Below are 23,304 nucleotides of genomic sequence, written 5' to 3'. Positions count from 1 at the left end.
CGTCAATCCCGTCGTTGCTTCCCCACATCTCATGGACTCGCAGACCCGCGCGAAAAATCCCGAGACGCCCGCCGCGCCGGTGGACTGGTCGCGGGTGGATACCGTGCTGTTCGACATGGACGGCACGCTGCTGGACCTGCACTTCGACAACCGGTTCTGGGGGGAGCTGATCCCGCAGGAATACATGCGCTGCCAGCCCGATGACCCGGAATGCGCGCGCCGGCGGCTGGAAGACGAGATGCAGCGGGTGCGCGGGCGGCTGGAGTGGTACTGCGTCGACCACTGGACGCATTTCACCGGTCTCGACGTGCTCGCGCTCAAGCGCGAGCTTGCCCATCACGTGGCCATCAAGCCGCACGCCGTCGAGGTCCTGGACCGGATCGCCGCCAGCGGGCGGGAACGGGTGCTGGTGACCAACGCCCATCCGGAGGTGTATGCCTTCAAGCACCGCCTGACCGGGATCGGGGACCATCTCGACCGTATCGTCTCTGCCCACGAGCTGTTCTGTGCCAAGGAGGAGACGGTCTTCTGGGAGCGGCTGCAGGCTGTCGCTCCGCACGATCCGGCCCGGACCCTGTTGGTGGATGACAACCTGCATGCCCTGGCCAGCGCGCGCGAGGCGGGTATTGGCCAGCTGCGCGGGATGCGCTATCCGGACGAGCGCGGTGCCCCGATGAACAGCGACGAGTGGGCGCTGCTGGAGGACCTTTCGGATCTGCTGGACGGGCTCACTTGACCGGCGTGGGCATGTTGCGGATCCGGTCCAGACGGATGTGTACGGTCTCGCCCTCGCAGGTGCCTTCCAGCCAGTGATGCCCGTGGTCGTCCGCGGTGACCTCGTGCGGGGTAACCCGACCCATCCAGGCGCGGCCGGCATCGGGCCCGGCATCGGGCCCGGCCCAGTGCAGCTGCAGGGTTTCGCCGGTCAGGATGGCGATTTCCAGGCGTTCGAGGATGTGGCGCGGGGTTTCTTCGGTCATGGTGTCCGTGGTCCGGGTGGCTCGCGATAGTCGGTCGGGTCGGGGACGTCGGCCGCGGCGAAGGCGGCCTGGCGGGCGTGGCACTGGGGGCAGCGGCCGCAATGGCGTTCCTGACCCAGCAGGCAGCTCCAGGTCAGGCGCCATGGCACTCCGTCCTGTCCGCCCCGGCGGATGATATCGGCCTTGCCGAGTTCCTGCAGCGGGGCGGCCACCGACAGGCCGGGAACCAGCCGGGCGGCCAGCGAGCCGAAGTCCTGCAGGAAGGCCGCGCGGCTGCCCGGACCGTGCCCGGCGTCCTCGCGGTTGAGCGCGAGCAGGATGCGTCCGGCACCGTGGTGCTGGGCCAGATTGACCGCGAGCGCCAGGATCAGCAGATTGCGCTGCGGCAGCGGGACATGCCCGACCCAGTCGGAACGCCGGGTGAACGCCTCGCGCAGGGCCCCGGTTTCCACGGTTTCCAGGCGCACGCCCTCGGCTTCGGCCAGGGCGAGGACCGCGGCCCGCTCACGCGCGGCATTGCGCTGGCCATAGTCGGCCCAGGTGGCGATGACGGGGCGGTTTTCGGCGCACCACCGGCGCAGCAGGGCGGCGCTTTCGACACCGCCGGAGAGCAGGAGCAGGTCGGGTTCCGGGTTCATGGCTACAAATTATGCGCCGCGCGGGAACGTCGCCAGAGACCGGGACGGGGACGGGGTGGGAGCCGCGGAACCCGGGGGCATGGTCGTGGCCTCATTGATGGGACTTCACCGGGAGCAGACAGACGATGATTGAGCAGTTGCGGGCGCGCTGGCAGCAGCTGATGCGCGCCGAACGCAGTGACAGCGAGACCGGCGACGAACAGGAGCGCCTGCAGCGCGCCGCGGCCGCGCTGATGATGGAGGTGTGCCGGGCCGACTTCCAGCTGGTGGATGCGGAGCTGGAGACCGTGCGCGCCAACCTGGTCGAGATGTTCGGACTGGACGACGAGGCGGCCGATGCCCTGCTGGACATCGCACGGGAAAAGAGCGATGCGCTGGTCTCCCTGCATCCGGTGGTGCGCGAGGTGAACGCTGCCTTCGATGCCGATCAGAAGGCGGCGATCATGAAAGGCCTGTGGCGCTCGGCGCTGGCCAACGACGAACTGCACAAGCGCCAGGAGGCGGTGATCCGGCGGCTGGCGGACCTGCTGTACGTGCCGCATGCCACGTTCATCCGCACCAAGCTGGCGGTGCTGGAGGAGCGCGGCGAGGCACCGGAAGAACAGGGCGGCCGGGAATGACGGTCGCACGACATCATGGCTGATCCGGGTACGCTGCTGGCGGCCGCCGCGGTGGGCATCCTCGGCGGTGTGCACTGCCTCGGGATGTGCGGCGGCATCGTGGGGGCCATTTCCATGGGGCATGCCGGGCGCCGTGGCCCGGTGTGGCCGCTGCTGCTGGGTTACAACATCGGCCGCATGACCAGCTATGTCATCGCCGGGGCGCTGGCGGGGTGGCTGGGTGCCACGCTGCTCGGGGGGCTGCCCGCGGGGCAGACCATCCTGCAGGTGGTGGCCGCGATCTTCCTGATCCTGCTGGGACTCTACATCGCCGGGTGGTGGCCGGTGCTGGCGCGCCTGGAGCAGGTGGGCGGCGTGCTGTGGCGGCGCATCGAGCCGCTGGGCCGGCGCTTTCTGCCGGTGCGCAATCCGGGGCAGGCGCTGGTGGTTGGCGGATTGTGGGGCTGGCTGCCCTGCGGTCTGGTCTACAGCGTGCTGGCCTGGTCGCTGAGCGCCGGCGGCGCGCTGGAGGGTGCGGCGCTGATGGCGGCGTTCGCGCTGGGGACGCTGCCCAACCTGCTGCTGATGGGGGTGTTCGCGGCGAAGCTGGCGGGTTTCGTGCGTCGGCCCTGGGTGCGCCGGGTCGCGGGAGCGGCCATCGCCCTGTACGGGGTCGGGATGCTGGTGGTTCTGCTGGTCTAGAACGGCCCGGAGCGGCGGGTGCAGCCCCGCCCCGGGCACGGACTTCAGTCGACGTAGAACTTCTGCTCGAACTCGATCGGCAGGACCTCGTCCGACCCCGCGGGCGTGATCTCCAGATTGAAGGTCATTTCTTCGCCCGCGCGCACCGTCATTTCCGAGAGGTGGTAGATCGCGTCGCCGTCCTCGATCTCGCGAAAGCGCAGGCTGCGCGACTGCTGATTCATGTTGACCGCGTTGCCGCTGACATCGGCGGAGACGGCCTGCAGACCGTCATCGGTGCGTTCCATGACGGTGACGTTGATCATTGCACGGTTGCTGCTGCGACGGACGTCATAGGCACGCGCGACTTCGGGCGACAGGAAGGTGGTGTTGATGACGTTGTAATAGACCACGTGATCGTCGAACCCGGTCTCGTTCGCGTTCGCCACCGAACTGCCGAGGGCGAGGGCGGCCACGATCGAGACGACGCCACCGAGAACACGCTGCACTCTTGTCATATCGGACTCCTCATTCGCTTGAACCATGCCCCGGGATCCATACCGGAGCCGGGCGGCGGGTTCCGCCCCTGATTCCAGTCTAGTCCGTCTGACGTGATTTGCGCAGCCGGATCTCAGAAGATGCCGCGCACGATGATGGTCAGGATATACAGTCCGACCAGGGCGATCATCGGCGAGAAGTCGATGGCCCCGGTGGACGGGAGCATGCGCCGCAGCGGGCCCAGGATCGGGCGGTTCACGTCGGCCGCCAGCCGCGCGATGGGGTTATAGCCGCCCCCGCCGCCGGCCTGCACCCAGCTCATCACGACCTCGACGATCAGGGCGATGATGAATACCCAGATCGCAGTGATCAGGAGTTCGCGTATGGCCACCAGCAGCAGAATCACCGGGTCGGCTTCCATGCCCAGTACGGCAACGCGCAGCCACAGTTCCAGGAATTTGAGGACGACCATCAGCACGATGGCTGCCGTGTCGACGCGCCCGATGGAGGGGATGATCGGCCGCAGCAGGTTCAGCGGCGGCGTGGTCAGCATCAGGATGGTCTGCGAGATCGGGTTGCGGTAGTCGGCCCGCACCAGCCCGAAGATGACCCGCAGCATCAGCAGGATGATGGCAATGCCGAAGGCAACGCCGATGAGGAAGTTAAGGATCTCCTGGCCGGTGGTCATGGCTCCGGGGTTCATGCTGGCTCCTGGCGGTCTGCGCGGCGCGAATGAAGACGCGTATTTTCCTCCAGGGTTGTCGGGAAGCCAAGGGATATGATCAGTGTTTCCCTAGCCGCGGCCGAGTTCCTCGCTGCGTGCCGCCGCCGCCTGCATGGCGCGCCGCAGCAGGCCGCGCAGATCGCCCTGCTCGAGCGCGTTGAGGGCCTGTTCGGTGGTGCCGCCGGGCGAGGTGACGCGCCGGCGCAGCTCCGCGGCATCCTCGGGGCTGTTGGCCGCCAGCCGGGTGGCGCCGGCCAGGGTGCCCAGGGTCAGTTCGCGCGCCGTCTCCGGCGGCAGCCCCAGCTCCTCGGCGGCGGCCTGCATGGCCTCGATGATCAGGAAGACATAGGCCGGACCGCTGCCGGAAGTCGCGGTCACGGCGTGCATCAGTTCTTCGTCTTCCACCCACAGGGCGCGGCCGACGGCCTCCATCAGGGCCGTTGCGGCCCGGCGGTCTTCCTCGCCCACGCCGGGCCCGGCGAACAGGCCGGTGACACCGGCGCCCACCAGCGCGGGCGTGTTGGGCATGGCCCGTACGATGCGCGCCTGCGGTCCCAGCCATTCGCCCAGCCGGGCAGTGGTGACCCCGGCGGCCACGGAGACCACCAGCGGGTCGCCGCTGGCCACTGCGTCGCGCAGCGTCGGTGCGACCTCGGGCAGGGTCTGCGGCTTGACCGCCAGGACCAGGATGCCGGTGTCGCCGGCGAGTTCTTCCGGGCTGCCGGCGCCCAGGCCGGGGAAGCGGCCTTGCAGGGCTTCGACGCGTTCCGGGCGGGTGTCGGCGAGGGCCAGGCGGTCGGCGGCGCGTCCGCTGTCGACCAGCCCCTGGATCAGGGCCTCGCCCATGTTGCCGGCGCCGATGAAGGCGACTTCGCGGGAATGCTGGGGCATGCGGACTCCGGTGCAGAAGGGGTGGATTCAGGCGGGACGCGGGCCGAACAGGTCGGTACCGATGCGCACCAGCGACGCACCTTCAAGGATGGCGGCTTCGAGGTCGCCCGACATCCCCATGGACAGGGTATCGAGTTCGTGGCCGCGACGGCAGAGGTCGTCGCGCAATTCGCGCAGGCGGGCGAACGGGATGCGCTGGCGTTCCGGGTCGGTTTCGGCCGCCGGCAGGGTCATCAGGCCGCGCAGATGCAGGTGCGGCAGGGCGGCGATCGCGTCCGCCAGCGCCGGCAGGGCGTCCGGTTCCACGCCGGCCTTCTGCGGTTCGCCGGAGACATTGACCTGGATGCAGACCTGCAGTGGACCGAGGTGTTCGGGGCGCTGCTCGCTCAGGCGTCGCGCGATCTTCTCGCGTTCCAGGGTGTGGACCCAGGCCGCGCGTTCGGCCACCGCGCGGGTCTTGTTGCTCTGCAGCGGGCCGATGAAGTGCCATTCGATCCCGGCCGGTTCCGGGGGTGCCTCCAGGGCGTCGTGCTTGTCGATGAGCCCCTGCACGTAGTTCTCCCCGAAAGCGGTCTGGCCGAGGCGGTGCAGGGCCCGGATTTCCGCGACATCGCGGGTCTTGGAGACCGCCAGCAGGCGGACGGAATCCCGCGGACGGCCGGCACGGTGGCAGGCCTGCGTGATGCGGGCGTGAACTCGTTCGAGGGCGGCTTCTGGCGTGCTCATTGGCCTATGATATAGTCCTGAAGACATGATCAGAAGTGGTGTCTTTATCGGCGCCATCCACGGTCGCCACGGACGGAGCGCGCGGCGGCCCGGAACAACGGGGGATTGAATGGATATCACGCAGCTGCTGGCGTTTTCGGTCAAGAACGGGGCCTCGGACCTGCACATCTCCGCGGGCATGCCGCCGATGGTGCGCATCGATGGCGACATGCGCCGGGTGAATGTCCCGGTGATGGAGCACAAGGAAGTGCAGGGCCTGATCTACGACATCATGAACGACCGTCAGCGCAAGGACTACGAAGAGTTCCTGGAGACGGACTTCTCGTTCGAGGTTTCGGGGCTGGCGCGCTTCCGTGTCAACGCCTTCAATCAGGACCGCGGCGCGGCGGCGGTGTTCCGGACCATCCCCTCCAAGGTCCTGACCCTGGAAGACCTGGCCACGCCGAAGATCTTCGAGGACATCGCCAACTACCCGCGCGGGCTGGTGCTGGTGACCGGCCCCACCGGTTCGGGTAAGTCCACCACGCTGGCGGCGATGGTCAACCACCGCAACGAGAACGACTACGGGCACATCCTCACCATCGAGGACCCGATCGAATTCGTGCACGAGTCGAAGAAGTCGCTGATGAACCAGCGCGAGGTGCACCGCGATACCCACGGTTTCTCCGAGGCCCTGCGCTCGGCCCTGCGCGAGGACCCCGACACCATCCTGGTCGGCGAGCTGCGCGACCTGGAGACCATCCGTCTGGCGCTGACCGCGGCCGAGACCGGGCACCTGGTGTTCGGCACGCTGCACACCAGTTCGGCGCCCAAGACCATCGACCGCATCATCGACGTCTTCCCGGCTGCGGAAAAGGACATGGTGCGCGCGATGCTGTCGGAATCCATGCGTGCGGTGATCTCGCAGACCCTGATGAAAAAGATCGGCGGCGGGCGCGTTGCGGGTCACGAGATCATGCTGGGGACGCCGGCCATCCGGAACCTGATCCGCGAGAACAAGATCGCGCAGATGTATTCCACCATCCAGACCAGCGCCGGAACCGGCATGCAGACCCTCGACCAGTGCCTGAAGGACATGCTGGCCCAGGGGCTGGTCAGCCGTGAGGATGCCCGCCGCAAGGCCGTGAACCCCGACGCCCTGTAAAACCGAGCCATCGCCGTGGTCGCCCGGCGGGGCGGCCACGCCAATCGGAGGATGCCCATGGATCGTGACAAGGCGATCAAGTACATGCACGACCTGATGAAGGCCCTGGTGGACCGGGGCGGGTCGGACCTGTTCATTACCGTGGGGATGCCGCCGGCCGCCAAGATTGACGGGAAGGTGGTCCCGCTGACCGAGCAGAAACTCACGCCCTCGCACACCCAGGCGCTGGTGCGGGCGATGATGAACGACAAGCAGTCGGCTGAATTCGAGCGCAATCAGGAGTGCAACTTCGCGGTCGGCCTGGCGAGCATTGCGCGCTTCCGCGTGAACGTCTTCACCCAGCGCGGGAGCAGCGGCATGGTGATGCGCGTGATCAATTCGGAGATCCCGCGCTTCGAGGACATCCGCATGCCGCCGCAGCTGGAAGAGATCACCATGGAAAAGCGTGGCCTGGTGATCTTTGTCGGGGGGACCGGCTCGGGCAAATCCACCTCGCTGGCCGCGATGATCGGTCACCGCAACCGGTCTGCCTCGGACCACATCGTGACCATCGAGGATCCGATCGAATTCGTGCATCAGCACAGCAAGAGCATCGTGACCCAGCGCGAGGTCGGTGTGGACACCCACGACTACCAGATCGCGCTCAAGAACACGCTGCGCCAGGCGCCGGACGTGATCCTGATCGGCGAGATCCGCGACCGCGAGACCATGGATTACGCGGTCGCCTTCGCCGAGACCGGGCACCTGTGCCTGTCCACGCTGCATGCGAACAGCACCAACCAGGCGCTGGACCGCATCATCAACTTCTTTCCCGAAGATCGGCGCGAGCAGCTGCTGATGGACCTTTCGCTGAACCTCAAGGCGGTGGTCTCGCAGCGCCTGGTGCGCCGCGAGGATGACCAGGGGCGTGTGCCGGCGGTGGAGATCCTGATCAACACTCCCCTGATGGCGGATCTGATGCTCAAGGGTGCGGTGCACGACATGAAGGAGCTGATCTCGCGCTCGCGCGAGCAGGGCATGCAGACCTTCGACCAGGCGCTGTTCGATCTCTACGAGAGCGGCGAGATCAGTTACGACGAGGCCCTGCGCAACGCCGATTCGGTGAACGACCTGCGCCTGCGCATCAAGCTCGACAGCGAGCGCGCACGGCGCGATGGTGCCCCGGCGGTGGCCGACACCGGCGAGGGCATTGCGGTGGAAGACGATCCGGAGGAATTCCGTGTCCGCTGAAGCACAGAACACCGGTTCCGACGGTACGGCCGCCGGTGAACCCGCGAAGCGCCAGCTCCAGATCGAGCCCTATCTCAAGCTGATGGCGCAGAAATCGGCCTCGGACCTGTTTTTTCTCACCGGGGCGCCGGCGTCCATCAAGGTAGATGGCGTGCTGCAGCCCATCGCGCGGCGGGCACTGGCCCAGGGGCAGACCGAGGGCATTGCCCGCGAGATGATGAACGACCATCAGGAGCGGATCTTCGACGAAGAGACCGCGGTCAATTTCGGCCTCACCCGCGAGGGGCTGGGCCGCTTCCGCGTGAACGTCTATCGCCAGCGCGGCGAAGTGGCGATGGTCATCCGCTTTATCAGCAGCTCCGTGCCCACCATCGACCAGCTGGGGCTGCCGGAGGTGCTGAAGGAGTTCATGACCTACCGCGACGGCCTGGTGCTGGTGGTCGGCTCGACGGGTACCGGGAAGTCGACCACGCTGGCGGCGATGATCGACCATCGCCTGACCATCGATACCGGGCATATCCTGACCGTCGAGGATCCGATCGAATTCCTGTTCCAGCACAAGCGGGCGATCATCGGCCAGCGCGAGGTCGGAATCGACACGCCCAGTTACGAACACGCCCTGCAGGAGGGCATGCGCGAGGCCCCGGACGTGATCATGGTCGGGGAGATCCGCAATCGCGAGACCATGCGGGCGGCCCTGAATTACGCCGATACCGGGCACCTGGTGCTGTCCACCCTGCATGCGACCAATGCCTCGCAGGCACTGGACCGCATCATCAATCTGTTCCCCGAGGATCACCGTTCGCAGATCCTGTCGGACCTGTCCCTGAACCTGCGCGCGATTATCGGCCAGCGCCTGCTACAGAAGAAGGATGGCTCGCGGGTGGCGGCACTGGAGGTGCTGGTGAATACGCCGTACATCTCCGAGCTGATTCACAAGGAGGAGATCGGCGAAATCAAGGAGATCATGGCGAAGTCGGCCTCGGTCGGCATGCAGACCTTCGACCAGGCGATCGTCAAGCTCTTCAAGTCGGGCAACGTGATGCTGAACGAGGCCCTGAGCAAGGCCGATTCGCGCGCCAACCTCGAGTGGAAGCTCAACTTCGGCGGGGGCGTGGGGGCCGCCGAGGAAGGTGGCGAGGAAGAGCTCAAGCCGCCCGAATAGTCTGTCGCGGGCCCCGTTGTCCTCTCCGGCCCCGATCCGAGCCGGGGAGGAAGCTTACGGGGCCGGTTCGGGGAAGACGTCGGCGGCCGCGAACACCGGGCCGTCGACGCAGACGCGTTTCATCGCCACGCTTTCCCCGGTGCGCACCGGCACGGTGCAGCCGGCACAGCCGCCCACCGCGCAGGCCATGAATTCCTCCAGCGACACCTGGCAGGGCAGGTCGAATTCCGCGGCCAGCTCCGCGCAGGCCTCCAGCATCGGGTGCGGCCCGCAGGCAAAGATCTCCACCTCCCTGCGTTCGGCGGGGTCCAGTCCGTCCAGCCAGGCGCGCGCGAGGTCGGTGACGAAGCCGTCGAACGCCCCCGGAATTCCGGCCTTCGAGGTGAGGCGACACGAGATCCCCCAGTCTTCCAGCAGCGGCAGCGTGCCGATGGCGCCGTCCGGCAGCCCCGGCCACAGCACTTGCGATGGCCGCGGGCGGAACGGGAACGGGACCTCGGACCCCAGGATCGCACGGGTTGTGCCCGCCTCGCCCTGCTGGCGCAGGCGGTCGGCGAGGAAGATCATCGGCGGGATGCCGACGCCGCCACCCAGCAGCAGGCGCCGCGGCCGCTCCGGGGGCAGCGTGAACGGCCGGCCGATCGGTCCCAGCACCTGCAGGCTGCGGCCCACCGGCTGTTCCGCCAGCGCCCGGGTGCCGTCGCCCACCGTCTTGTACAGGAATTCCACCCAGCCGGCATCGGGGTTGACCCGCTGGATCGACAGCGGCCGCCGCATCGGCAGGCGTGGCGAGCACTGGATGTGGGCGAACTGCCCGGGCTGCGCGCGCCGTGCACACTCCGGGGCCTCCACCCGCAGGATCCACTGACCACTTCCGGCATCCTCGTGGGACAGGATGCGCGCGGCCTCCTCGAACAGGGTGCCGCGATGCGGCGGGTGCTGCGGATTCATGCGTCGTCCTCGCCGGGGCGGCTCCAGGTGGGGCGTCCGGCGACCCAGGTCTCGCGGACCTCGCCGCCGAACGTCCAGTCGAAAAACGGGGTGTTGTGCCCGGCGCTGAGCCAGTGCTCCCGCCGGATGTCATGGAGGGCACCCGGGTCGAACAGCACGAAATCCGCCCGCGAGCCGGGCGCCAGGCGGCCATGTTCCAGTCCCAGAACCTCCGCGGGGCCGTTCGTGATCCGCGACAGGGCCTGTTCGAGACTCAGCAGTCCGTCTTCGACCAGGCGCAGGGTCAGGGGCAGCAGGGTTTCCAGCGCGGCGATGCCGGGAAGGGTGTCGGCGAAGGGCCCCAGCTTGCTGTCGGCCTCGTGCGGCTGGTGGTCGGAACAGATGGCTGCAATGCTGCCGTCGGCCACGGCCGCACGCAGCCCGTCGCGATCGCGCTGGCTTCTCAGCGGCGGAATGACGTGGCAGTCGGGATTGAACTCGGCCACGTCAACCTCGGTGAGGAACAGCTGGTGAGCGGCCACGTCCGCGGTGACCGGGAGGCCGTCGCTGCGCGCCTTGGCAATCATCTCCGCGCCCCGCCGCGTGGACAGCCGCGCGACATGCACCCGCGCCCCGGTCTGTTCCACCAGCGCCAGGATCGCGCCGAGCGCGGCGGTCTCCGCGGCCTCGGGGATGCCCGAGAGTCCGAGGCGGGTGGACACCGGGCCCTCGTGCACGCAGCCGGAGCCGGTCAGGGCCGGATCCTGGGCCGACAGCACGGTGGTCAGATCGAAGGTGCTGGCGTATTCCAGCGCGCGGCGCAGGATCAGGAGGCTGGCGAGCGGGCGCTGCCCGTTGCTGACCCCCGGAGCACCGGCGCGCATCAGCGCGGCCATCTCCGCCAGCTGCTGGCCTTCCAGTCCGTGGGTCAGGGCGCCCAGGGCGTACACCCGCACGCCACAGGCCTCGCGCGCGCGGCGGGTGATCAGCTCGATCACCGCCGGCGAGTCCACCGGCGGATGGGTATCCGGCGGCATGACCAGGGTGGTGACACCGCCGCGCGCCGCGGCGCGGGCCTCCGAGGCGATGGTCGCCTTGTGCTCCTCGCCCGGTTCGCGGGTGCGCGCGGCCAGATCGACCAGTCCGGGAAACACCCACAGGCCCTTGCCGTCGATGCGCCGGCGCGGCTCGAAGCCCTCCGGGATGCTGCCACGGGCCAGGATCTCCTCGCCCTGGACGCACAGGTCGCCCACCGCATCAAAACCGTCTGCGGGGTCGAGGATGCGGACGTTCTCGATCACCACGCTCATGACTGGTGGGCTCCCATCACCATGGACATCACGGCCATGCGCACCGAGATCCCGTAGGTCACCTGTTCCAGGATCACCGAGTGGGGGCCGTCGGCGACCGCGGATTCAATCTCCACGCCGCGGTTGGCGGGGCCGGGGTGCATCACCAGACAGGTGGGCGAGGCCAGTTGCAGGCGTCGGGCGGTGAGGCCGAAGCGCTGGAAATACTCGTGCTCGGAGGGCAGATGGGCGTGCTCCATGCGTTCGCGCTGCAGGCGCAGCATGATGACCACGTCCACGTCCTGCAGCCCGCTGTCCAGATCATGGTGCACATGCACGCCCAGCTGCTCGACATCCGCCGGCAGCAGGGAGCGCGGGGCGACCACCCGCACCTCGCCGGTCTGCAGGATGTTGAGGGCGTGGATCTGCGAGCGCGCCACCCGCGAGTGCAGGATGTCGCCGACGATCGCGACCTTCAGTTTGGTGAAATCGCCCTTGTGCCGCCGGATGGTGAACATGTCCAGCAGGGCCTGGGTGGGATGGGCGTGGCGCCCGTCACCGGCATTGAGCACGCTGATCCCCGGTGCCGCATGCCGGGCGATGAAATGCGCGGTCCCGCTCTCCTCGTGGCGCACCACGAACATGTCCACGTTCATCGCCTCGAGGTTGCGCAGGGTGTCCAGCAGGCTCTCACCCTTCACTGCCGACGAGGTGCTGACATTGATATTGAGCACGTCGGCCGACAGCCGTTTGGCGGCCAGCTCGAAGGTGGTGCGCGTGCGCGTGCTGGCCTCGAAGAACAGGTTCACGATGGTCTTGCCGCGCAGCAGCGGGACCTTCTTCACCGCCTTCTCGTTCATGTTGGCGAACGATTCGGCGGTATCCAGGATCTCCGTCAGCAGCGTGCGGTTCAGCCCTTCGATCGTGAGCATGTGCCGCAGCTGCCCCTCGTCGGTCAGCTGCAGGCGGTTGGGGAGCGGACCGGGCTGGGGCAGGCGGCTGGTGTGCGCGGCGGGCAGCTCCGTCATCCGTCAGCGCCCTCCGGGGGCTCCACCGCCACGCGTTCGAGGCTCAGCGGTTCGGGACCGCGCAGCTTGATCTGCTCGGCCAGGCCCAGCTCCATGTGGGCCCCGGCCACCGCGGCACACACCGGCAGTTCACGGCCGTCACGCTCGACCAGGACGACCAGCGAGACCGAGGCCGGGCGGCCCCAGTCGAAGAGCTCATTCAGGGCGGCGCGGATGGTGCGGCCGGTGTACAGGACATCGTCCACCAGCAGCACGTGTTCGCCGTCCAGGTCCTCCGGGAGTTCCGAGGGGCGCACCTGCGGATGCATGCCGATGCGCGAGAAATCGTCGCGGTAGAAGCTGATGTCCAGCTTGCCCAGCGGACGCTGGATGCCCAGGCGCTCGCGCAGATGTTCGGCGATCCACACACCGCCGGAATGGATGCCGACCACGATCGGGGCCTCGATCCCTCGGGCTTCGAGGAGCTCGCGGGTCCGCGCGGCCATGTCGTCGAGCAGGGTGGGGACTTCAGGCGTCATGGGCATTCTCCAGAAACCAGCCTTCGAGGATGACGGCCGCGGCATGGGCATCCAGCCCCGGGTCGTTGCGGCCCGACCGGCTGCGGTCGCGGGCCAGGTGCGAGCTCAGGCGCTCATCCGACCAGTATACCGGCTTGCCGAAGCGCGCTTCGAGCGCCGCGCCGAATTCGCGGATGGCCGGGCCCAGCGGGGTCGCCTGGCCGTCCGCCTGGGTGGGCCAGCCGACCACGAACCCCTCCGGGCGCCATTCCGTGACCAGCGCGTCGATGCGGGGCCACGGCGGCGGCGACCCGCCGGCCAGCGTGACCAGACCGCGCGCCGAACCGGTCAGCGGCTCGCCCACCGCCACGCCGATGCGGCGGCGCCCGTAGTCGAACGCCAGAAAGGCCACGTGTTCAGGCGTGCCCGGAGGCCGAGCTGATCAGGTTGACGTCGATGCCGATGAGTTCGGCCGCGCGCGTCCAGCGTTCCGCCGGCGGCGTCTCGAACAGGATCCCCGTATCCGAAGGGGCGGTCAGCCAGGCGTTTTCGCCCAGCTCGCTCTCCAGCTGCCCCGGCCCCCAGCCGGCATGTCCGAGGGTGATGAGCACCCGCGCCGGGCCGTTGCCGGCATTGATCGCCTCGAGGATGTCACGCGACGTGGTCAGGCTGACCTGATCGGTGAGCGGCTGCGTCCCGCGCCACTGCTGTTCCGAAGAATGCAGCACGAAACCGTGCTCCGGCTGTACCGGCCCGCCGCGGAACACCGGCAGCTCCGGCAGATCGTCGGCCGGCTCCAGCTCCACATGCTGCAGCAGGTCGCGCAGCGTGAGTTCCGTTGGCTGGTTGATCACCAGCCCCAGCGCGCCCTCCGCGTCGTGTTCGCACACGTAGGCCACGGCGTGGCTGAACAGCCCGTCGTTGAGGGATGGCATGGCGATCAGGAACTGATCGCGCAGGCTCGATTCCAGAGTGCCTGAGCTTGCGGTATCCATGGGTTCCAGTATCGGCTTGTGCCGGTCTGCGATCAATCACCGGATTCCGCGATCCGCCACGACCCGCTGTTGACAGGACAAACTGACGCCGACGATGCTTAACCCCTGAACATGGAAAGGGATTGACCATGGACTCGTCACGGAACGATGCAGTCTCCGGTTCAACACCGAAGCTGGTAGCGCCTTGCTGGTCCGCGCCGACTTCACTGGATTTTCCATCGGCGAAGGGGGCGTCGCGCGGTGCTATTCGCCCGCCGGCTCCAGCGGCAACCTCGCGTGCGCACGGCCGTGAGCCCGGGGGCTCCCCATGGGCTGGCTGATTCCCTACGCGATCGCCTTCCTGGCGGCGGTCGGCATCCTCTCGGAACGCCGGCGGGCCTCGATTCGCACCCGGGTCTTCTACGCCGCCGCGGTGCTGGCTGTGCCTCCGGCGCTGATGACCGGCGTGGCCAGGCTTGTGGAGTCACGGTATGGCGAAGCCGCGTTCGTCGCCGTGGTTCTGCTGGCTTTCGTCGTCGTGCCGCTGGCCCTGGCGTGGCATTTCCTTCGCCGCCATCCCCATCCGGGTCCGCCCGACCCCGGGCTGCGGGGCGCTGGTGTCCGTTTCCTTCCCCGCGATGAATCCGAAGCATCCGTTATCTATTGCTCGGATCCCGAGAATGTCCCCTTCCCCACCTGCAGGGCAAAGAGCGCATTCAGTCATGGCATCGTGCTCGAGTATCTCTTCTCCCTCGAATACCTTCCCGACTGGAGAGAGATTGACCGTGAGCTCGATGAGCTGGTGATGCAATTTCGCGGGCAGGATTCCCCGTAGCCAATGACCGTCTTCGTTCAAGGAGGAAATGAGTATGACGCCCGCACTTGATTGTTCCGAACCTGGTCTCCCCTCGGACTTGCGCATGTGTGCCCGCTGGCGGCACCTGCCGCCACGCATGCGGATGCGAAAGATGTTGGTACCGCTTGATATGCGCACATGCGCTTTCAGTCAATCCGGACATGGAAAGCATCGCGCATGATCTACGGGTATCTGATCCTTATTGGCGTTATGGCCGTCATCCTTCTCGCGCCCGCCGTGATCATTGCGTTTTCCCGCCAGGTTCGAAGATGGAGAAAGTTCAAATGGATCGTTCTTGCGCTGCTTCCGATTGTTCTGGTGCCCAACGTCGGCATCTTCCTCGCGGCCCTGATCTTTCAGGGGCGGCCCGAAGGTGCGTTGATGGCGCAGGGGCCGGTGATGCTCGCATGGTACCTGTCGCCATGGGTGGTTCTGATCGTTTTCTTCCTGATGCCGGATGCCGGTCGCGAATTATGAGCGGGCCTGCAGTCGACGAAGCCCGGACATTCAGCCCGTTACCGCCGAAGTCCGCAGTCTATGCGACTGCCTCCGGTACCTTGAAGGTCATCTCCCTGCTCTTTGTGTTCCTGTGGACGGTGGAGAGTGTATCCGCGGGTACCGGTCGCCTTCCGGCCGAATTTGGGGCGGATGTGTCCATTGAGTCGAACGCAATCCTCCGCTCGCATGGGCTGGACGCGGCGGAATCGTTCATCGACGAGGATGGTGGCTTGAAAGCGCGGGACGTACCTGCAGAGGAGGATGCCTATATTTTTAGAGCATATCGCGACAACTTCTTTTCCCTTCGACTATATAACGGGCGAGAAATCCCCGACCAAGCGTTTCTCGATTTGATTGCGATGTGTCTTGAGTTTCGCGCAGAGCGAGAGGCCGTCGATGGGTGCCGGATCGTAGTCTACCAGGAGAATCACCTGGAATGGAGGAATTCAAGATTCCTGGGTCTTTTCCCTTCCAGATTTAAGCCAATGCTAGAGTTTCACATCGGAGGTGAGCAATGAGTGGGTACGAAGTCGAGATTCGAACAGGTATAAAGACTGAGCACAACACGCTTCATACCTGGTTACAAATCAGGCATGCGGACGGAACCGAGGAGGCGTGGGGATTGCACCCGGAGGACGGCTCGGATTTCTCCAATGTTTTGTTGGGGCCGGGGCGTGTCAAGAAAGAAGATGAAGCGAAGAGTTATACTCGTAGGAGTGGGCCGATCTGGCTCTCGGAAGACCAATATTATGACCTGATGGACAATATCCATGCTCAGAAGCATGACCCACCAGAGTATTCGCTGGTCGCCTACGGGGATGGGGAGCAGTGTAGTATGTGGGCGGTGGATCGTCTTGCCGAGGTAGACGCGGTTCCCTCCATTCTTACCCCGAGTGGGACACCACCTTTGAATCCCTTTTTCCTGGACTCTGTGGCGTGGAATCCAATCACGCAGACAGCCGGGTTTTGGGCCCATGATCACTATGAGCGGGTCTCTGCGGGCCTGAGTATTGCCCTGGGAACACCGCTTGGCCTTTACCTGAAGGAGCAGGCCGGAGAGGTTGTGGACTGGTATGGTGAAGGCTACCAGGGGGTCGTCGGAGTGACGACCGATGGGTTCGAATGGCTGGATGATTTTGGTACGTCGGCTGCGGATTGGTTGTCGAAAACCGGGGATGAGTTGGTTGCCCTGGCAACGGATGGGCTGGAATGGGCGAACCAACATCAGGAGCAAGCTCGTGAATGGTTTGTGGAATTTCGCGGCGAAGCGGTGGACCAGGCGGCCGACATATTCGAATGGGCCGACCGCCTCGGTACCGGTGCCACGGAAGATCTCACGGACTTCTTCGAAGCAATGGGAGGCCCGGCGGGTGTAGTGGAGTCAGCCTGGGACTACTGGACCGATGACTTCATCGATGACGTGCGCGACTTTTTCAACCGTGGCGAGTCCCACGCCTCCCCCATCATCCTGGACCTGGACGGCAACGGCATCTCGACGCTGGGCCTGGAGGCCGGGGTGCAGTTCGATCACAACGGCGACGGGTTTGCGCAGGCCACCGGCTGGGTGGGGCCGGAGGATGCGCTGCTGGCGATGGATCTGACCGGGAACGAGGAGATCGAGACCGGGAGCGAGCTGTTTGGCAATGCCAGCGAGATCGAGGAAGGCGTGACGGCCATGAACGGCTTCGAGGCGCTGGCGATCCACGACACCAACGGCAACGGCGGCATCGACCCGGGCGACGAGGCCTGGGATGACCTGCGCCTGTGGCAGGACGCCAACGGCAACGGCGAGGTGGATGATGGTGAACTGCTGACCCTCGACGAAGTCGGCATCGGCTCCATCGATCTGGGCTACTCGGACTCCACCTACGTGGACGAGCACGGCAACGAGCACCGCCAGATCGGCCGGTTCGAATGGGCCGACGGCCGCGAGGGCGAGGCCACGGACGTGTGGTTCATCCAGGACACCGCCCACACCGAGGCGCGCGAGCGCCTGGACGTACCGGAAGACATCGCCACCCTGCCCGACCTGAAGGGCTATGGCGAGGTGCATGACCTGCATCGGGCCCGCATGCGACGTACCGGGCGACCGAGCAACCCGAAGGCGCTGCGCCCCCTTAGCCCTGGCAGACGTCCGGTGGAGTGTGAACACCCGCACAATATGCTTATTGACCAGGCAGCCTGACGGCCCCGATTACGAATTCTTCAAACATGGAAAGGGATAAACCATGGACTCCTCACGGATCGTCGTCCTCTCTGCAGCACCGCTTCGGTTAATGCCGCATTGTGCTCCGATATCGTCGGCGCGTTGCCCCGCCAGGCGCATCGGTGTGTCGGTGGGCTGGCTTCGGTTGCGTTGTCACCTGGCCGTAGATTTGCCATGGCTGGCGATTTCCTCTCAAAGCCCGGGGAGCCCGTGATGGCGCTCCTGATTCCGTATGTGATCGTGATCCTGATGGCCGTCGGGATCCTCTCGGACCCCCGCCGGGCGTCATTTCGCACTCGAGTGATTTACGCGGTCCTGGTGTTGGCAGCGCCCCCGGCGCTGACGGGGGTGGGGATAGTGACCGCTGGCCTGGGTGTTATCAACCCACCCAGTCCTGGTCTGATACTCCTTGGCTATGTCATCGTGCCACTTCTTATGGCCTGGCACTTTGTGTCCAGGCACCCTTATACGCCTGACGGCAAGCAAGAAATGAAGAGCTTCCGACTCTCGAAGGGGAGCCCCCCGGAGGGGAGCCCTCCGGATATCGCGCGTGATGAACAGGCGGGTAGCAAGGACTTCGAGGCCACAGTGGTCCTTGGGGGTTACTTCGCGCTGGTCCTGAGTGCGTCCTATCTGCTACCCCGGAATGTACTGAGCTCGATGCCATCTGTTCGTGAATTCGTGGGCTTTATGGAGGTGCACTTTTCTGGAGTGGAGAGGTTTGGTCTCTGGTCCAAGTTTCCGGAGGTCGCACAGCTGGTTTACTCGGTCCAGTTGCTCCTTGTTCCCGCGTTTGTAGTATGGACAGTGGTGTCACTAAGGGTGCACCTGCGGAAAGTCCCCGGCCTCGTCTGGAAAGGCGTGTTAATGATCCCGGCTTTTGGGGCGGCGGCTTTCCTGCTTCTCTCCGGGGTCTATCCCTCGGGACCAGAGCTCTCAGGGTTGTTTGGCCGGCTTTCCAAGCTCTCTTATGCATCAGAGTTTTGGTTTTCCGTCTGGAGTGTCGTGGTTACCTATGCTTCTGCTGTTTTTATTTCTTTGGTATACGTTGCTATCCGGGATTTGTTTTTTTTGGGGGTCTACCGTTCGTCGGGCTCGTCTTAGGTCGCTTTTTAGCGGATGAGGTCTCTCCGTGTTTCGTGATCTTTTTATATATTGATCGAGTCGTGCGTTTCGTTGTTGGTTTGTTAAAGGAGTAATCTTCATGGAAGAGAAAAAGAATGCTCAGGGGTTTATTGGGGATGTCGATGATTACATGAAGTCATTGGACTCGGCATCCATGGCTGGATTTTCGGCATTCTTGTCTGAAGCGTCGGACTCGACACTCAGTGAGTCAGAGCGCCTGTCGAAACTGGCAGATTACTATGAAGGGGAATATCGCCGGATTTCGGATGAATCCCGTGCTTTGGCTCAAAGGGCTGATGCGATGGGTGACATGCAGCGAGCTGCTGTATGGTATTCCGCAAGTGACCAGGTGCGGGAGTGGGCGGATCAGCGGGCTCATCAATCCGACGAAGCGTGGATGAGAAGCACGCATCTTGAAATTAGTGGGCGAGTGAGTGGTGTGCTGGGCCCGGCCGGTAATGTAATTGATGCTGGGCAAGTGATTAGTGCGGTTGCGCAGGCGGATTGGGAAGAAGCCTCAAAGAACACAAGTTCGGTGCTTCTGAGCTTGGCAGGGGCTAAATCTGCGGCCTTGCTGGGGACGGCTGTGAGTCTCCCCGTTTTGCCGAAAGCAATGATGGTCGCTGGGTTTGCAGCTGCGGGCGCGTGGTTGGGAGATAAATATGGCGGTTCAGTGTATGAAGAGTTGCGAACCTCAGCGACGGACGTTCTAGAGGAGCTGGGAGGGCCGGCCGGGGTTTTGGATTCCGCCTGGGACTTCTGGGTTGGTGACCTGATTGGCGATGTACGAGACTACTTCAACCGCGGCGAGTCCCACGCCTCCCCGATCATCCTGGACCTGGACAGCAACGGCATTTCCACGCTGGGTCTGGACGCCGGGGTGCAGTTCGATCACAACGGCGACGGCTTTGCGCAGGCCACCGGCTGGGTGGGGCCCGAGGATGCGCTGCTGGCGATGGATCTGACCGGGAACGAGGAGATTGAGACCGGCAGCGAGCTGTTCGGCAATGCCAGCGAGATCGAGGATGGCGTGACGGCCATGAACGGGTTCGAGGCGCTGGCCATCCACGACACCAACGGCAACGGCCGCATCGACCCGGGCGACGAGGCCTGGGATGACCTGCGGCTGTGGCAGGACGCCAACGGCAACGGCGAGGTCGACGACGGTGAACTGCTGACCCTCGACCAGGTCGGTATCGGCTCGATCGACCTGGGCTACTCGGACTCCACCTACGTGGACGAACACGGCAACGAGCACCGCCAGATCGGGCGGTTCGAGTGGGCCGACGGCCGCGAAGGCGAGGCCACGGACGTCTGGTTCATCCAGGACACCGCCCACACCGAGGCACGCGAGCGCCTGGACGTGCCGGAAGACATCGCCGTGCTGCCGGATCTGATGGGCTACGGCGAGGTGCATGACCTGCATCAGGCACTGGTGCGGGACGACAGCGGCCAGCTCCGCGAGCAGGTCGAGGCCTTCATTGCCGAGACGGACGTGAAGGCGCGCGAAGCGCGCATGGAGAACCTGCTGTACGAGTGGGCGGGCGTCAGTGACGTGGACCCGGAGAGCCGGGGCCGTCATATCGACGGGCGCAAGGTTGCGACGCTGGAGGCGTTTCTGGGGCGGGATTTCCGCCAGCACGGCAGCCCCGACCCGAGGATTATGGCTTCGGGTGAGCTGCGCGCCGGCTTCGACATCCTGCAGACGACCATGTACGGGCAAATGATGCGCCAGACGCATCTGGCGCCCTATCTCGAAGGCATGGACCTGGTCTTCGATGAAGATGGCATCCGCATCGACTTTGCGGGCACCACGGAGGCCCTGAACCAGCAGTTCGATGCCGACCCGGCCCGTGGCGTGGCGGATCTTCTGGAACTGCAGCGTGCCACCGGCGAACAGCTCTCGCCCATGGGCTTCGACAGCCATGGCCTGCTGCGCGACTGGCTCGCGCAGGCCGGTGATGATCCGGCGGTGCAGGATGCCCTGGCCGACTTCGGCTGGGACGGGGTGCGCGCCGATGGCGAAGGTACGGCCGCCTCCGAGATCGTGTTTGGGGGCAACGACGGGGCGGAGCTTACCGCCGGTTCCGGCGGCGACTGGCTGCTGGGTGGTGATGGCGACGACGTGCTACAGGCCGGTTCGGGCAACGACATCCTCTACGGCGGTGGTGGCGACAACACCTACCGTTTCGATGTGGGCCAGGGCCACAACACCATCATCGAGATGCACGGCGACGAGGGGCACAGCGTGCTGGAGTTCGGCCCGGAGATCCGCGCCGGCGATCTGGACATCCGCGCCGAGGGCAGTTCGCTGGTGCTGGCGCACAGCAACGGTCGCGACAGCATCACCATCGAGAACTGGTTCGGCAGTGCCGATGCCGAACGCCACCGTATCAATACCCTGCGCTTCGCGGACGGCCACAGCTTCGACCTGTCCCTGTTACAGCTCGGCTCGACTGAGGGTGACGAGCTGACCGGCGGGGAGGAGAACGCGATCCTGGTGGGCAACGAGGGCGAGAACACCCTGACCGGCGGCGCCGGCGACAACTGGCTGCACGGCGGCCGGGATGCCGACGTACTGGTGGGTGGCGAAGGCGACAACCTGTTCGTGGTGCGGCATCGGGATGACCAGGTGATCGCGGAATCGGGGGATGGCACCAACACCGTGCAGTCGCATGTGTCGTTCACCCTGTCCGACAACCTCCACAGCCTGACGCTGCTGGGCCGCAGCGGCATCAGTGCCACCGGCAACGAGCTGGACAATGTCCTGATCGGGAACTCCGGCAACAACCGGCTCGACGGGGTGGCCGGCGCCAACACCATGATCGGCGGGCGCGGCAACAACACCTACGTGGTGCACAGCACCGACGACGTGGTGATCGAGCAGCCCGGCGAAGGCAACGACACCGTCGAGTCCCACATCGATTACGTCCTGCCGGATAACGTGGAGAACCTGCACCTGCAGGGCAGCGAGGATCTTGATGGCACGGGCAACGAGCTGAACAACGAGCTCATCGGCAACACCGGCGACAACGTGCTGCACGGCGTGGCGGGCAACAACTACATCGACGGCCGCGGCGGCGCCAACATCATGATCGGTGGCACCGGCGAAGATACCTACGTGGTGCGCAGCGACGAGGACGTGGTGATCGAACAGCCCGGCGAGGGCAACGACACTGTGCACTCGTACATCGACTATGTCCTGCCGGAGAACGTGAACAACCTGACGCTGATGGGCAGCGACGATCTCGAGGGCACGGGCAACACGCTGGACAACGTGATCATCGGCAATACCGGCGACAACGTGCTGAATGGCGTGGAGGGCGACAATTACATCGACGGCCGCGCCGGTGCCAACATTATGATCGGCGGCGCGGGCGACGACATCTACGTGGTCAACAGCGAAGACGACGTGGTGATCGAGCAGCCCGGCGAGGGCCACGACACCATCCGCTCCTCGGTCACCTACGCCCTGCCCGACAACGTCGAGGATCTGATCCTCACCGGCTCGGCCGACATCGACGGCACCGGAAACGAGCTGGACAACTACATCGAAGGCAACAATGGCGACAACGTGCTCAATGGCGTGGCCGGCGCGAACGTGATGGCCGGCGGGCGCGGTGACAACACCTACATCCTCAACAGCGAGGACGACGTGGTCATCGAGAAGCCGAACCAGGGCACGGACACGGTGATCAGCCCGTTCGACTACACCCTGCCGGACAACGTGGAGAACCTGACGCTGGTCGGCGACGCCCGGGTGGGGCGCGGCAACGAAGAGGACAACATCATCATCGGCACCGAGCGCCCCAGTCACCTGTATGGCGTGAGCGGGGACAACGTGCTGATCGGGGGCGGGCGCTCCGCCAACTTCCTGTATGGCGGTGACGGGGACAACACCTATGTGGTCAGCAACCCGGGCACCAAGGTGATCGCTCAGGAGAATGGCGGCACGGATACGGTGAAGGCGGAGACCCACTTTCGCCTGCCCGACCACGTCGAGAATCTCACGCTGACCGGAGACGGCGACTACTGGGGCCGGGGCAACGAGCTGGACAATACCCTGATCGGCAACGACGGCGACAATACCCTGCGCGGCGAAGGCGGCGACAACTTCATCCACGGCGGTCGCGGCAGCAATGTTCTGTACGGGGGCGAGGGCAGCGACACCTATTACTTCGAGCGCGGCGACGGCCACGACCGCATCGTGGAGAACGCCCGCGACCCGGGCGAGGACGTCCTGCTGCTGGGCGAGGAGATCGCGGCGGACCAGCTCTGGTTCAGCCAGGATCGCCGTGACCTGTCGATCGAGGTGATCGGCACCGATGACCGCATCACCGTGGATGACTGGTTCGGCCGCCACGGCGAGCCGCTGGACCGGGTGGAGCTGTCGTCCGGCGAGGTGCTGACCGCTGCCGAGGTCAACAACCTGGTACAGGCGATGGCCGCGTTCGATCCGCCCGGGGCGGACGAGACCGGCCTCCCGAAGGACTATCGGGACACGCTCGATCCGGTGGTGGCCGCAGCCTGGCAGTAAGCCGCCCGAACGGCCGTCCGGGCCTGCCCGGGCGGCCCCTCCATTGCAGATCGCCGGACGGGATTCCGGTGATGCGTCGCACGGATAG

General features: G+C 65.7%; 24 protein-coding genes. 12 read left to right on the top strand and 12 right to left on the bottom strand.

Annotated elements, in window-relative coordinates; translation table 11 throughout:
• Positions 1-31: 31 nt before the first annotated feature.
• The gene (locus tag D577_RS0111335; protein ID WP_018947587.1) at positions 32-736 is read left to right on the top strand and encodes an HAD family hydrolase; all 705 of its coding nucleotides are present in this window, start codon (positions 32-34) and stop codon (positions 734-736) included.
• Here D577_RS0111335 and D577_RS0111330 read toward each other — a convergent pair.
• On the bottom strand, positions 729-980 hold the full coding sequence (locus D577_RS0111330; RefSeq protein WP_018947586.1) for a hypothetical protein: 252 nt from the start codon (positions 978-980) through the stop codon (positions 729-731). The two genes, D577_RS0111335 and D577_RS0111330, sit on opposite strands and share 8 nt — an antisense overlap.
• Entirely contained in the window at positions 977-1,618 is a 642-nt protein-coding gene (locus D577_RS0111325; RefSeq protein ID WP_018947585.1) for a 7-cyano-7-deazaguanine synthase, read from the bottom strand. The genes D577_RS0111330 and D577_RS0111325 overlap by 4 nt, the downstream gene beginning before the upstream one ends.
• A gap of 125 nt (positions 1,619-1,743) precedes the next feature.
• On the opposite strand from D577_RS0111325, the gene D577_RS0111320 reads away from it, so the two are divergent.
• Both D577_RS0111320 and D577_RS0111315 read left to right on the top strand, forming a co-directional pair.
• Positions 1,744-2,238 carry a TerB family tellurite resistance protein gene (locus D577_RS0111320; protein WP_018947584.1) on the top strand — a complete coding sequence of 165 codons (495 nt, stop codon included), beginning with the start codon at positions 1,744-1,746 and terminating at the stop codon, positions 2,236-2,238.
• Between the two features lie 15 nt (positions 2,239-2,253).
• Entirely contained in the window at positions 2,254-2,919 is a 666-nt protein-coding gene (locus D577_RS0111315; protein WP_018947583.1) for a sulfite exporter TauE/SafE family protein, read from the top strand.
• 44 nt (positions 2,920-2,963) lie between these two features.
• On the opposite strand, the gene D577_RS0111310 is transcribed toward D577_RS0111315, so the two are convergent.
• The 4 genes from D577_RS0111310 to D577_RS0111295 all read right to left on the bottom strand — a co-directional run bounded on the left by D577_RS0111310 (position 2,964) and on the right by D577_RS0111295 (position 5,737).
• The gene (locus D577_RS0111310; protein ID WP_026279470.1) at positions 2,964-3,416 is read right to left on the bottom strand and encodes a DUF4426 domain-containing protein; all 453 of its coding nucleotides are present in this window, start codon (positions 3,414-3,416) and stop codon (positions 2,964-2,966) included.
• 113 nt (positions 3,417-3,529) lie between these two features.
• Positions 3,530-4,099 carry a YggT family protein gene (locus D577_RS0111305; protein ID WP_018947582.1) on the bottom strand — a complete coding sequence of 190 codons (570 nt, stop codon included), beginning with the start codon at positions 4,097-4,099 and terminating at the stop codon, positions 3,530-3,532.
• Positions 4,100-4,189: 90 nt separating this feature from the next.
• A complete protein-coding gene (gene proC / locus D577_RS0111300) occupies positions 4,190-5,011 on the bottom strand; it encodes a pyrroline-5-carboxylate reductase (protein WP_018947581.1) in 822 nt (273 codons plus the stop codon).
• A 27-nt stretch (positions 5,012-5,038) separates the two neighbouring features.
• Positions 5,039-5,737: a YggS family pyridoxal phosphate-dependent enzyme gene (locus D577_RS0111295; protein ID WP_018947580.1), complete on the bottom strand. Its 699-nt coding sequence runs from the start codon at positions 5,735-5,737 to the stop codon at positions 5,039-5,041.
• A 109-nt stretch (positions 5,738-5,846) separates the two neighbouring features.
• On the opposite strand from D577_RS0111295, the gene D577_RS0111290 reads away from it, so the two are divergent.
• The 3 genes from D577_RS0111290 to D577_RS0111280 all read left to right on the top strand — a co-directional run bounded on the left by D577_RS0111290 (position 5,847) and on the right by D577_RS0111280 (position 9,276).
• Positions 5,847-6,881 (top strand): type IV pilus twitching motility protein PilT, encoded by a 1,035-nt coding sequence (locus tag D577_RS0111290; RefSeq protein ID WP_018947579.1) that lies wholly within the window; start codon positions 5,847-5,849, stop codon positions 6,879-6,881.
• 57 nt (positions 6,882-6,938) lie between these two features.
• A complete protein-coding gene (locus tag D577_RS0111285; RefSeq protein WP_018947578.1) occupies positions 6,939-8,111 on the top strand; it encodes a PilT/PilU family type 4a pilus ATPase in 1,173 nt (390 codons plus the stop codon).
• Between the two features lie 61 nt (positions 8,112-8,172).
• Complete coding sequence (locus tag D577_RS0111280; RefSeq protein ID WP_026289033.1) at positions 8,173-9,276, top strand: PilT/PilU family type 4a pilus ATPase; 1,104 nt, start codon at positions 8,173-8,175, stop codon at positions 9,274-9,276.
• Positions 9,277-9,330: 54 nt separating this feature from the next.
• Here D577_RS0111280 and D577_RS0111275 read toward each other — a convergent pair whose 3' ends face one another.
• Genes D577_RS0111275 through D577_RS0111250 form a run of 6 tightly spaced genes read right to left on the bottom strand, consistent with a single transcriptional unit; the run spans position 9,331 to position 14,015 of the window.
• On the bottom strand, positions 9,331-10,227 hold the full coding sequence (locus tag D577_RS0111275) for a dihydroorotate dehydrogenase electron transfer subunit (protein ID WP_018947576.1): 897 nt from the start codon (positions 10,225-10,227) through the stop codon (positions 9,331-9,333).
• A complete protein-coding gene (locus D577_RS0111270) occupies positions 10,224-11,516 on the bottom strand; it encodes a dihydroorotase (RefSeq protein WP_018947575.1) in 1,293 nt (430 codons plus the stop codon). Before D577_RS0111270 ends, D577_RS0111275 begins: the two co-directional genes overlap by 4 nt.
• Positions 11,513-12,523, bottom strand: coding sequence for an aspartate carbamoyltransferase catalytic subunit (locus tag D577_RS0111265; protein WP_018869678.1), 1,011 nt, complete (start codon positions 12,521-12,523; stop codon positions 11,513-11,515). Before D577_RS0111265 ends, D577_RS0111270 begins: the two co-directional genes overlap by 4 nt.
• Positions 12,520-13,041 carry a bifunctional pyr operon transcriptional regulator/uracil phosphoribosyltransferase PyrR gene (pyrR, locus tag D577_RS0111260; protein ID WP_018947574.1) on the bottom strand — a complete coding sequence of 174 codons (522 nt, stop codon included), beginning with the start codon at positions 13,039-13,041 and terminating at the stop codon, positions 12,520-12,522. The genes D577_RS0111265 and pyrR overlap by 4 nt, the downstream gene beginning before the upstream one ends.
• Positions 13,031-13,432, bottom strand: a complete 402-nt coding sequence (gene ruvX / locus D577_RS0111255; protein ID WP_018869680.1) for a Holliday junction resolvase RuvX — start codon at positions 13,430-13,432, stop codon at positions 13,031-13,033. Before ruvX ends, pyrR begins: the two co-directional genes overlap by 11 nt.
• A 4-nt stretch (positions 13,433-13,436) precedes the next feature.
• On the bottom strand, positions 13,437-14,015 hold the full coding sequence (locus D577_RS0111250; protein WP_026289032.1) for a YqgE/AlgH family protein: 579 nt from the start codon (positions 14,013-14,015) through the stop codon (positions 13,437-13,439).
• A 307-nt stretch (positions 14,016-14,322) separates the two neighbouring features.
• Here D577_RS0111250 and D577_RS0111245 point away from each other — a divergent pair, with 307 nt between their 5' ends.
• The 6 genes from D577_RS0111245 to D577_RS0111220 all read left to right on the top strand — a co-directional run bounded on the left by D577_RS0111245 (position 14,323) and on the right by D577_RS0111220 (position 23,216).
• On the top strand, positions 14,323-14,829 hold the full coding sequence (locus D577_RS0111245) for a hypothetical protein (protein WP_018947572.1): 507 nt from the start codon (positions 14,323-14,325) through the stop codon (positions 14,827-14,829).
• A 198-nt stretch (positions 14,830-15,027) separates the two neighbouring features.
• Complete coding sequence (locus D577_RS0111240) at positions 15,028-15,327, top strand: hypothetical protein (RefSeq protein ID WP_018947571.1); 300 nt, start codon at positions 15,028-15,030, stop codon at positions 15,325-15,327.
• Positions 15,324-15,866 carry a hypothetical protein gene (locus D577_RS0111235; protein WP_018947570.1) on the top strand — a complete coding sequence of 181 codons (543 nt, stop codon included), beginning with the start codon at positions 15,324-15,326 and terminating at the stop codon, positions 15,864-15,866. Before D577_RS0111240 ends, D577_RS0111235 begins: the two co-directional genes overlap by 4 nt.
• Positions 15,863-17,533 carry a hypothetical protein gene (locus D577_RS14440; RefSeq protein WP_244263452.1) on the top strand — a complete coding sequence of 557 codons (1,671 nt, stop codon included), beginning with the start codon at positions 15,863-15,865 and terminating at the stop codon, positions 17,531-17,533. Before D577_RS0111235 ends, D577_RS14440 begins: the two co-directional genes overlap by 4 nt.
• Positions 17,534-17,728: 195 nt before the next feature.
• The gene (locus D577_RS0111225) at positions 17,729-18,658 is read left to right on the top strand and encodes a hypothetical protein (protein ID WP_244263451.1); all 930 of its coding nucleotides are present in this window, start codon (positions 17,729-17,731) and stop codon (positions 18,656-18,658) included.
• A 760-nt stretch (positions 18,659-19,418) separates the two neighbouring features.
• Entirely contained in the window at positions 19,419-23,216 is a 3,798-nt protein-coding gene (locus D577_RS0111220) for a calcium-binding protein (protein WP_018947567.1), read from the top strand.
• Positions 23,217-23,304 lie beyond the last annotated feature (88 nt).

It is taken from the genome of Thioalkalivibrio sp. AKL17 (assembly GCF_000377885.1).
Taxonomy (GTDB): Bacteria; Pseudomonadota; Gammaproteobacteria; order Ectothiorhodospirales; family Ectothiorhodospiraceae; genus Thioalkalivibrio; species Thioalkalivibrio halophilus.
This window is presented reverse-complemented; position numbering and strand designations above follow the sequence as displayed.

Bases quoted from the DNA above. Each gene is read 5' to 3' on its own strand.
- D577_RS0111335 (WP_018947587.1), top strand. From the start codon at position 32: ATGGACTCGCAGACCCGCGCGAAAAATCCCGAGACGCCCGCCGCGCCG.
- D577_RS0111330 (WP_018947586.1), bottom strand. From the start codon at position 980: ATGACCGAAGAAACCCCGCGCCACATCCTCGAACGCCTGGAAATCGCC.
- D577_RS0111325 (WP_018947585.1), bottom strand. From the start codon at position 1,618: ATGAACCCGGAACCCGACCTGCTCCTGCTCTCCGGCGGTGTCGAAAGC.
- D577_RS0111320 (WP_018947584.1), top strand. From the start codon at position 1,744: ATGATTGAGCAGTTGCGGGCGCGCTGGCAGCAGCTGATGCGCGCCGAA.
- D577_RS0111315 (WP_018947583.1), top strand. From the start codon at position 2,254: ATGGCTGATCCGGGTACGCTGCTGGCGGCCGCCGCGGTGGGCATCCTC.
- D577_RS0111310 (WP_026279470.1), bottom strand. From the start codon at position 3,416: ATGACAAGAGTGCAGCGTGTTCTCGGTGGCGTCGTCTCGATCGTGGCC.
- D577_RS0111305 (WP_018947582.1), bottom strand. From the start codon at position 4,099: ATGAACCCCGGAGCCATGACCACCGGCCAGGAGATCCTTAACTTCCTC.
- proC (WP_018947581.1), bottom strand. From the start codon at position 5,011: ATGCCCCAGCATTCCCGCGAAGTCGCCTTCATCGGCGCCGGCAACATG.
- D577_RS0111295 (WP_018947580.1), bottom strand. From the start codon at position 5,737: ATGAGCACGCCAGAAGCCGCCCTCGAACGAGTTCACGCCCGCATCACG.
- D577_RS0111290 (WP_018947579.1), top strand. From the start codon at position 5,847: ATGGATATCACGCAGCTGCTGGCGTTTTCGGTCAAGAACGGGGCCTCG.
- D577_RS0111285 (WP_018947578.1), top strand. From the start codon at position 6,939: ATGGATCGTGACAAGGCGATCAAGTACATGCACGACCTGATGAAGGCC.
- D577_RS0111275 (WP_018947576.1), bottom strand. From the start codon at position 10,227: ATGAATCCGCAGCACCCGCCGCATCGCGGCACCCTGTTCGAGGAGGCC.
- D577_RS0111270 (WP_018947575.1), bottom strand. From the start codon at position 11,516: ATGAGCGTGGTGATCGAGAACGTCCGCATCCTCGACCCCGCAGACGGT.
- D577_RS0111265 (WP_018869678.1), bottom strand. From the start codon at position 12,523: ATGACGGAGCTGCCCGCCGCGCACACCAGCCGCCTGCCCCAGCCCGGT.
- pyrR (WP_018947574.1), bottom strand. From the start codon at position 13,041: ATGACGCCTGAAGTCCCCACCCTGCTCGACGACATGGCCGCGCGGACC.
- D577_RS0111250 (WP_026289032.1), bottom strand. From the start codon at position 14,015: ATGGATACCGCAAGCTCAGGCACTCTGGAATCGAGCCTGCGCGATCAG.
- D577_RS0111245 (WP_018947572.1), top strand. From the start codon at position 14,323: ATGGGCTGGCTGATTCCCTACGCGATCGCCTTCCTGGCGGCGGTCGGC.
- D577_RS0111240 (WP_018947571.1), top strand. From the start codon at position 15,028: ATGATCTACGGGTATCTGATCCTTATTGGCGTTATGGCCGTCATCCTT.
- D577_RS0111235 (WP_018947570.1), top strand. From the start codon at position 15,324: ATGAGCGGGCCTGCAGTCGACGAAGCCCGGACATTCAGCCCGTTACCG.
- D577_RS14440 (WP_244263452.1), top strand. From the start codon at position 15,863: ATGAGTGGGTACGAAGTCGAGATTCGAACAGGTATAAAGACTGAGCAC.
- D577_RS0111225 (WP_244263451.1), top strand. From the start codon at position 17,729: ATGGCTGGCGATTTCCTCTCAAAGCCCGGGGAGCCCGTGATGGCGCTC.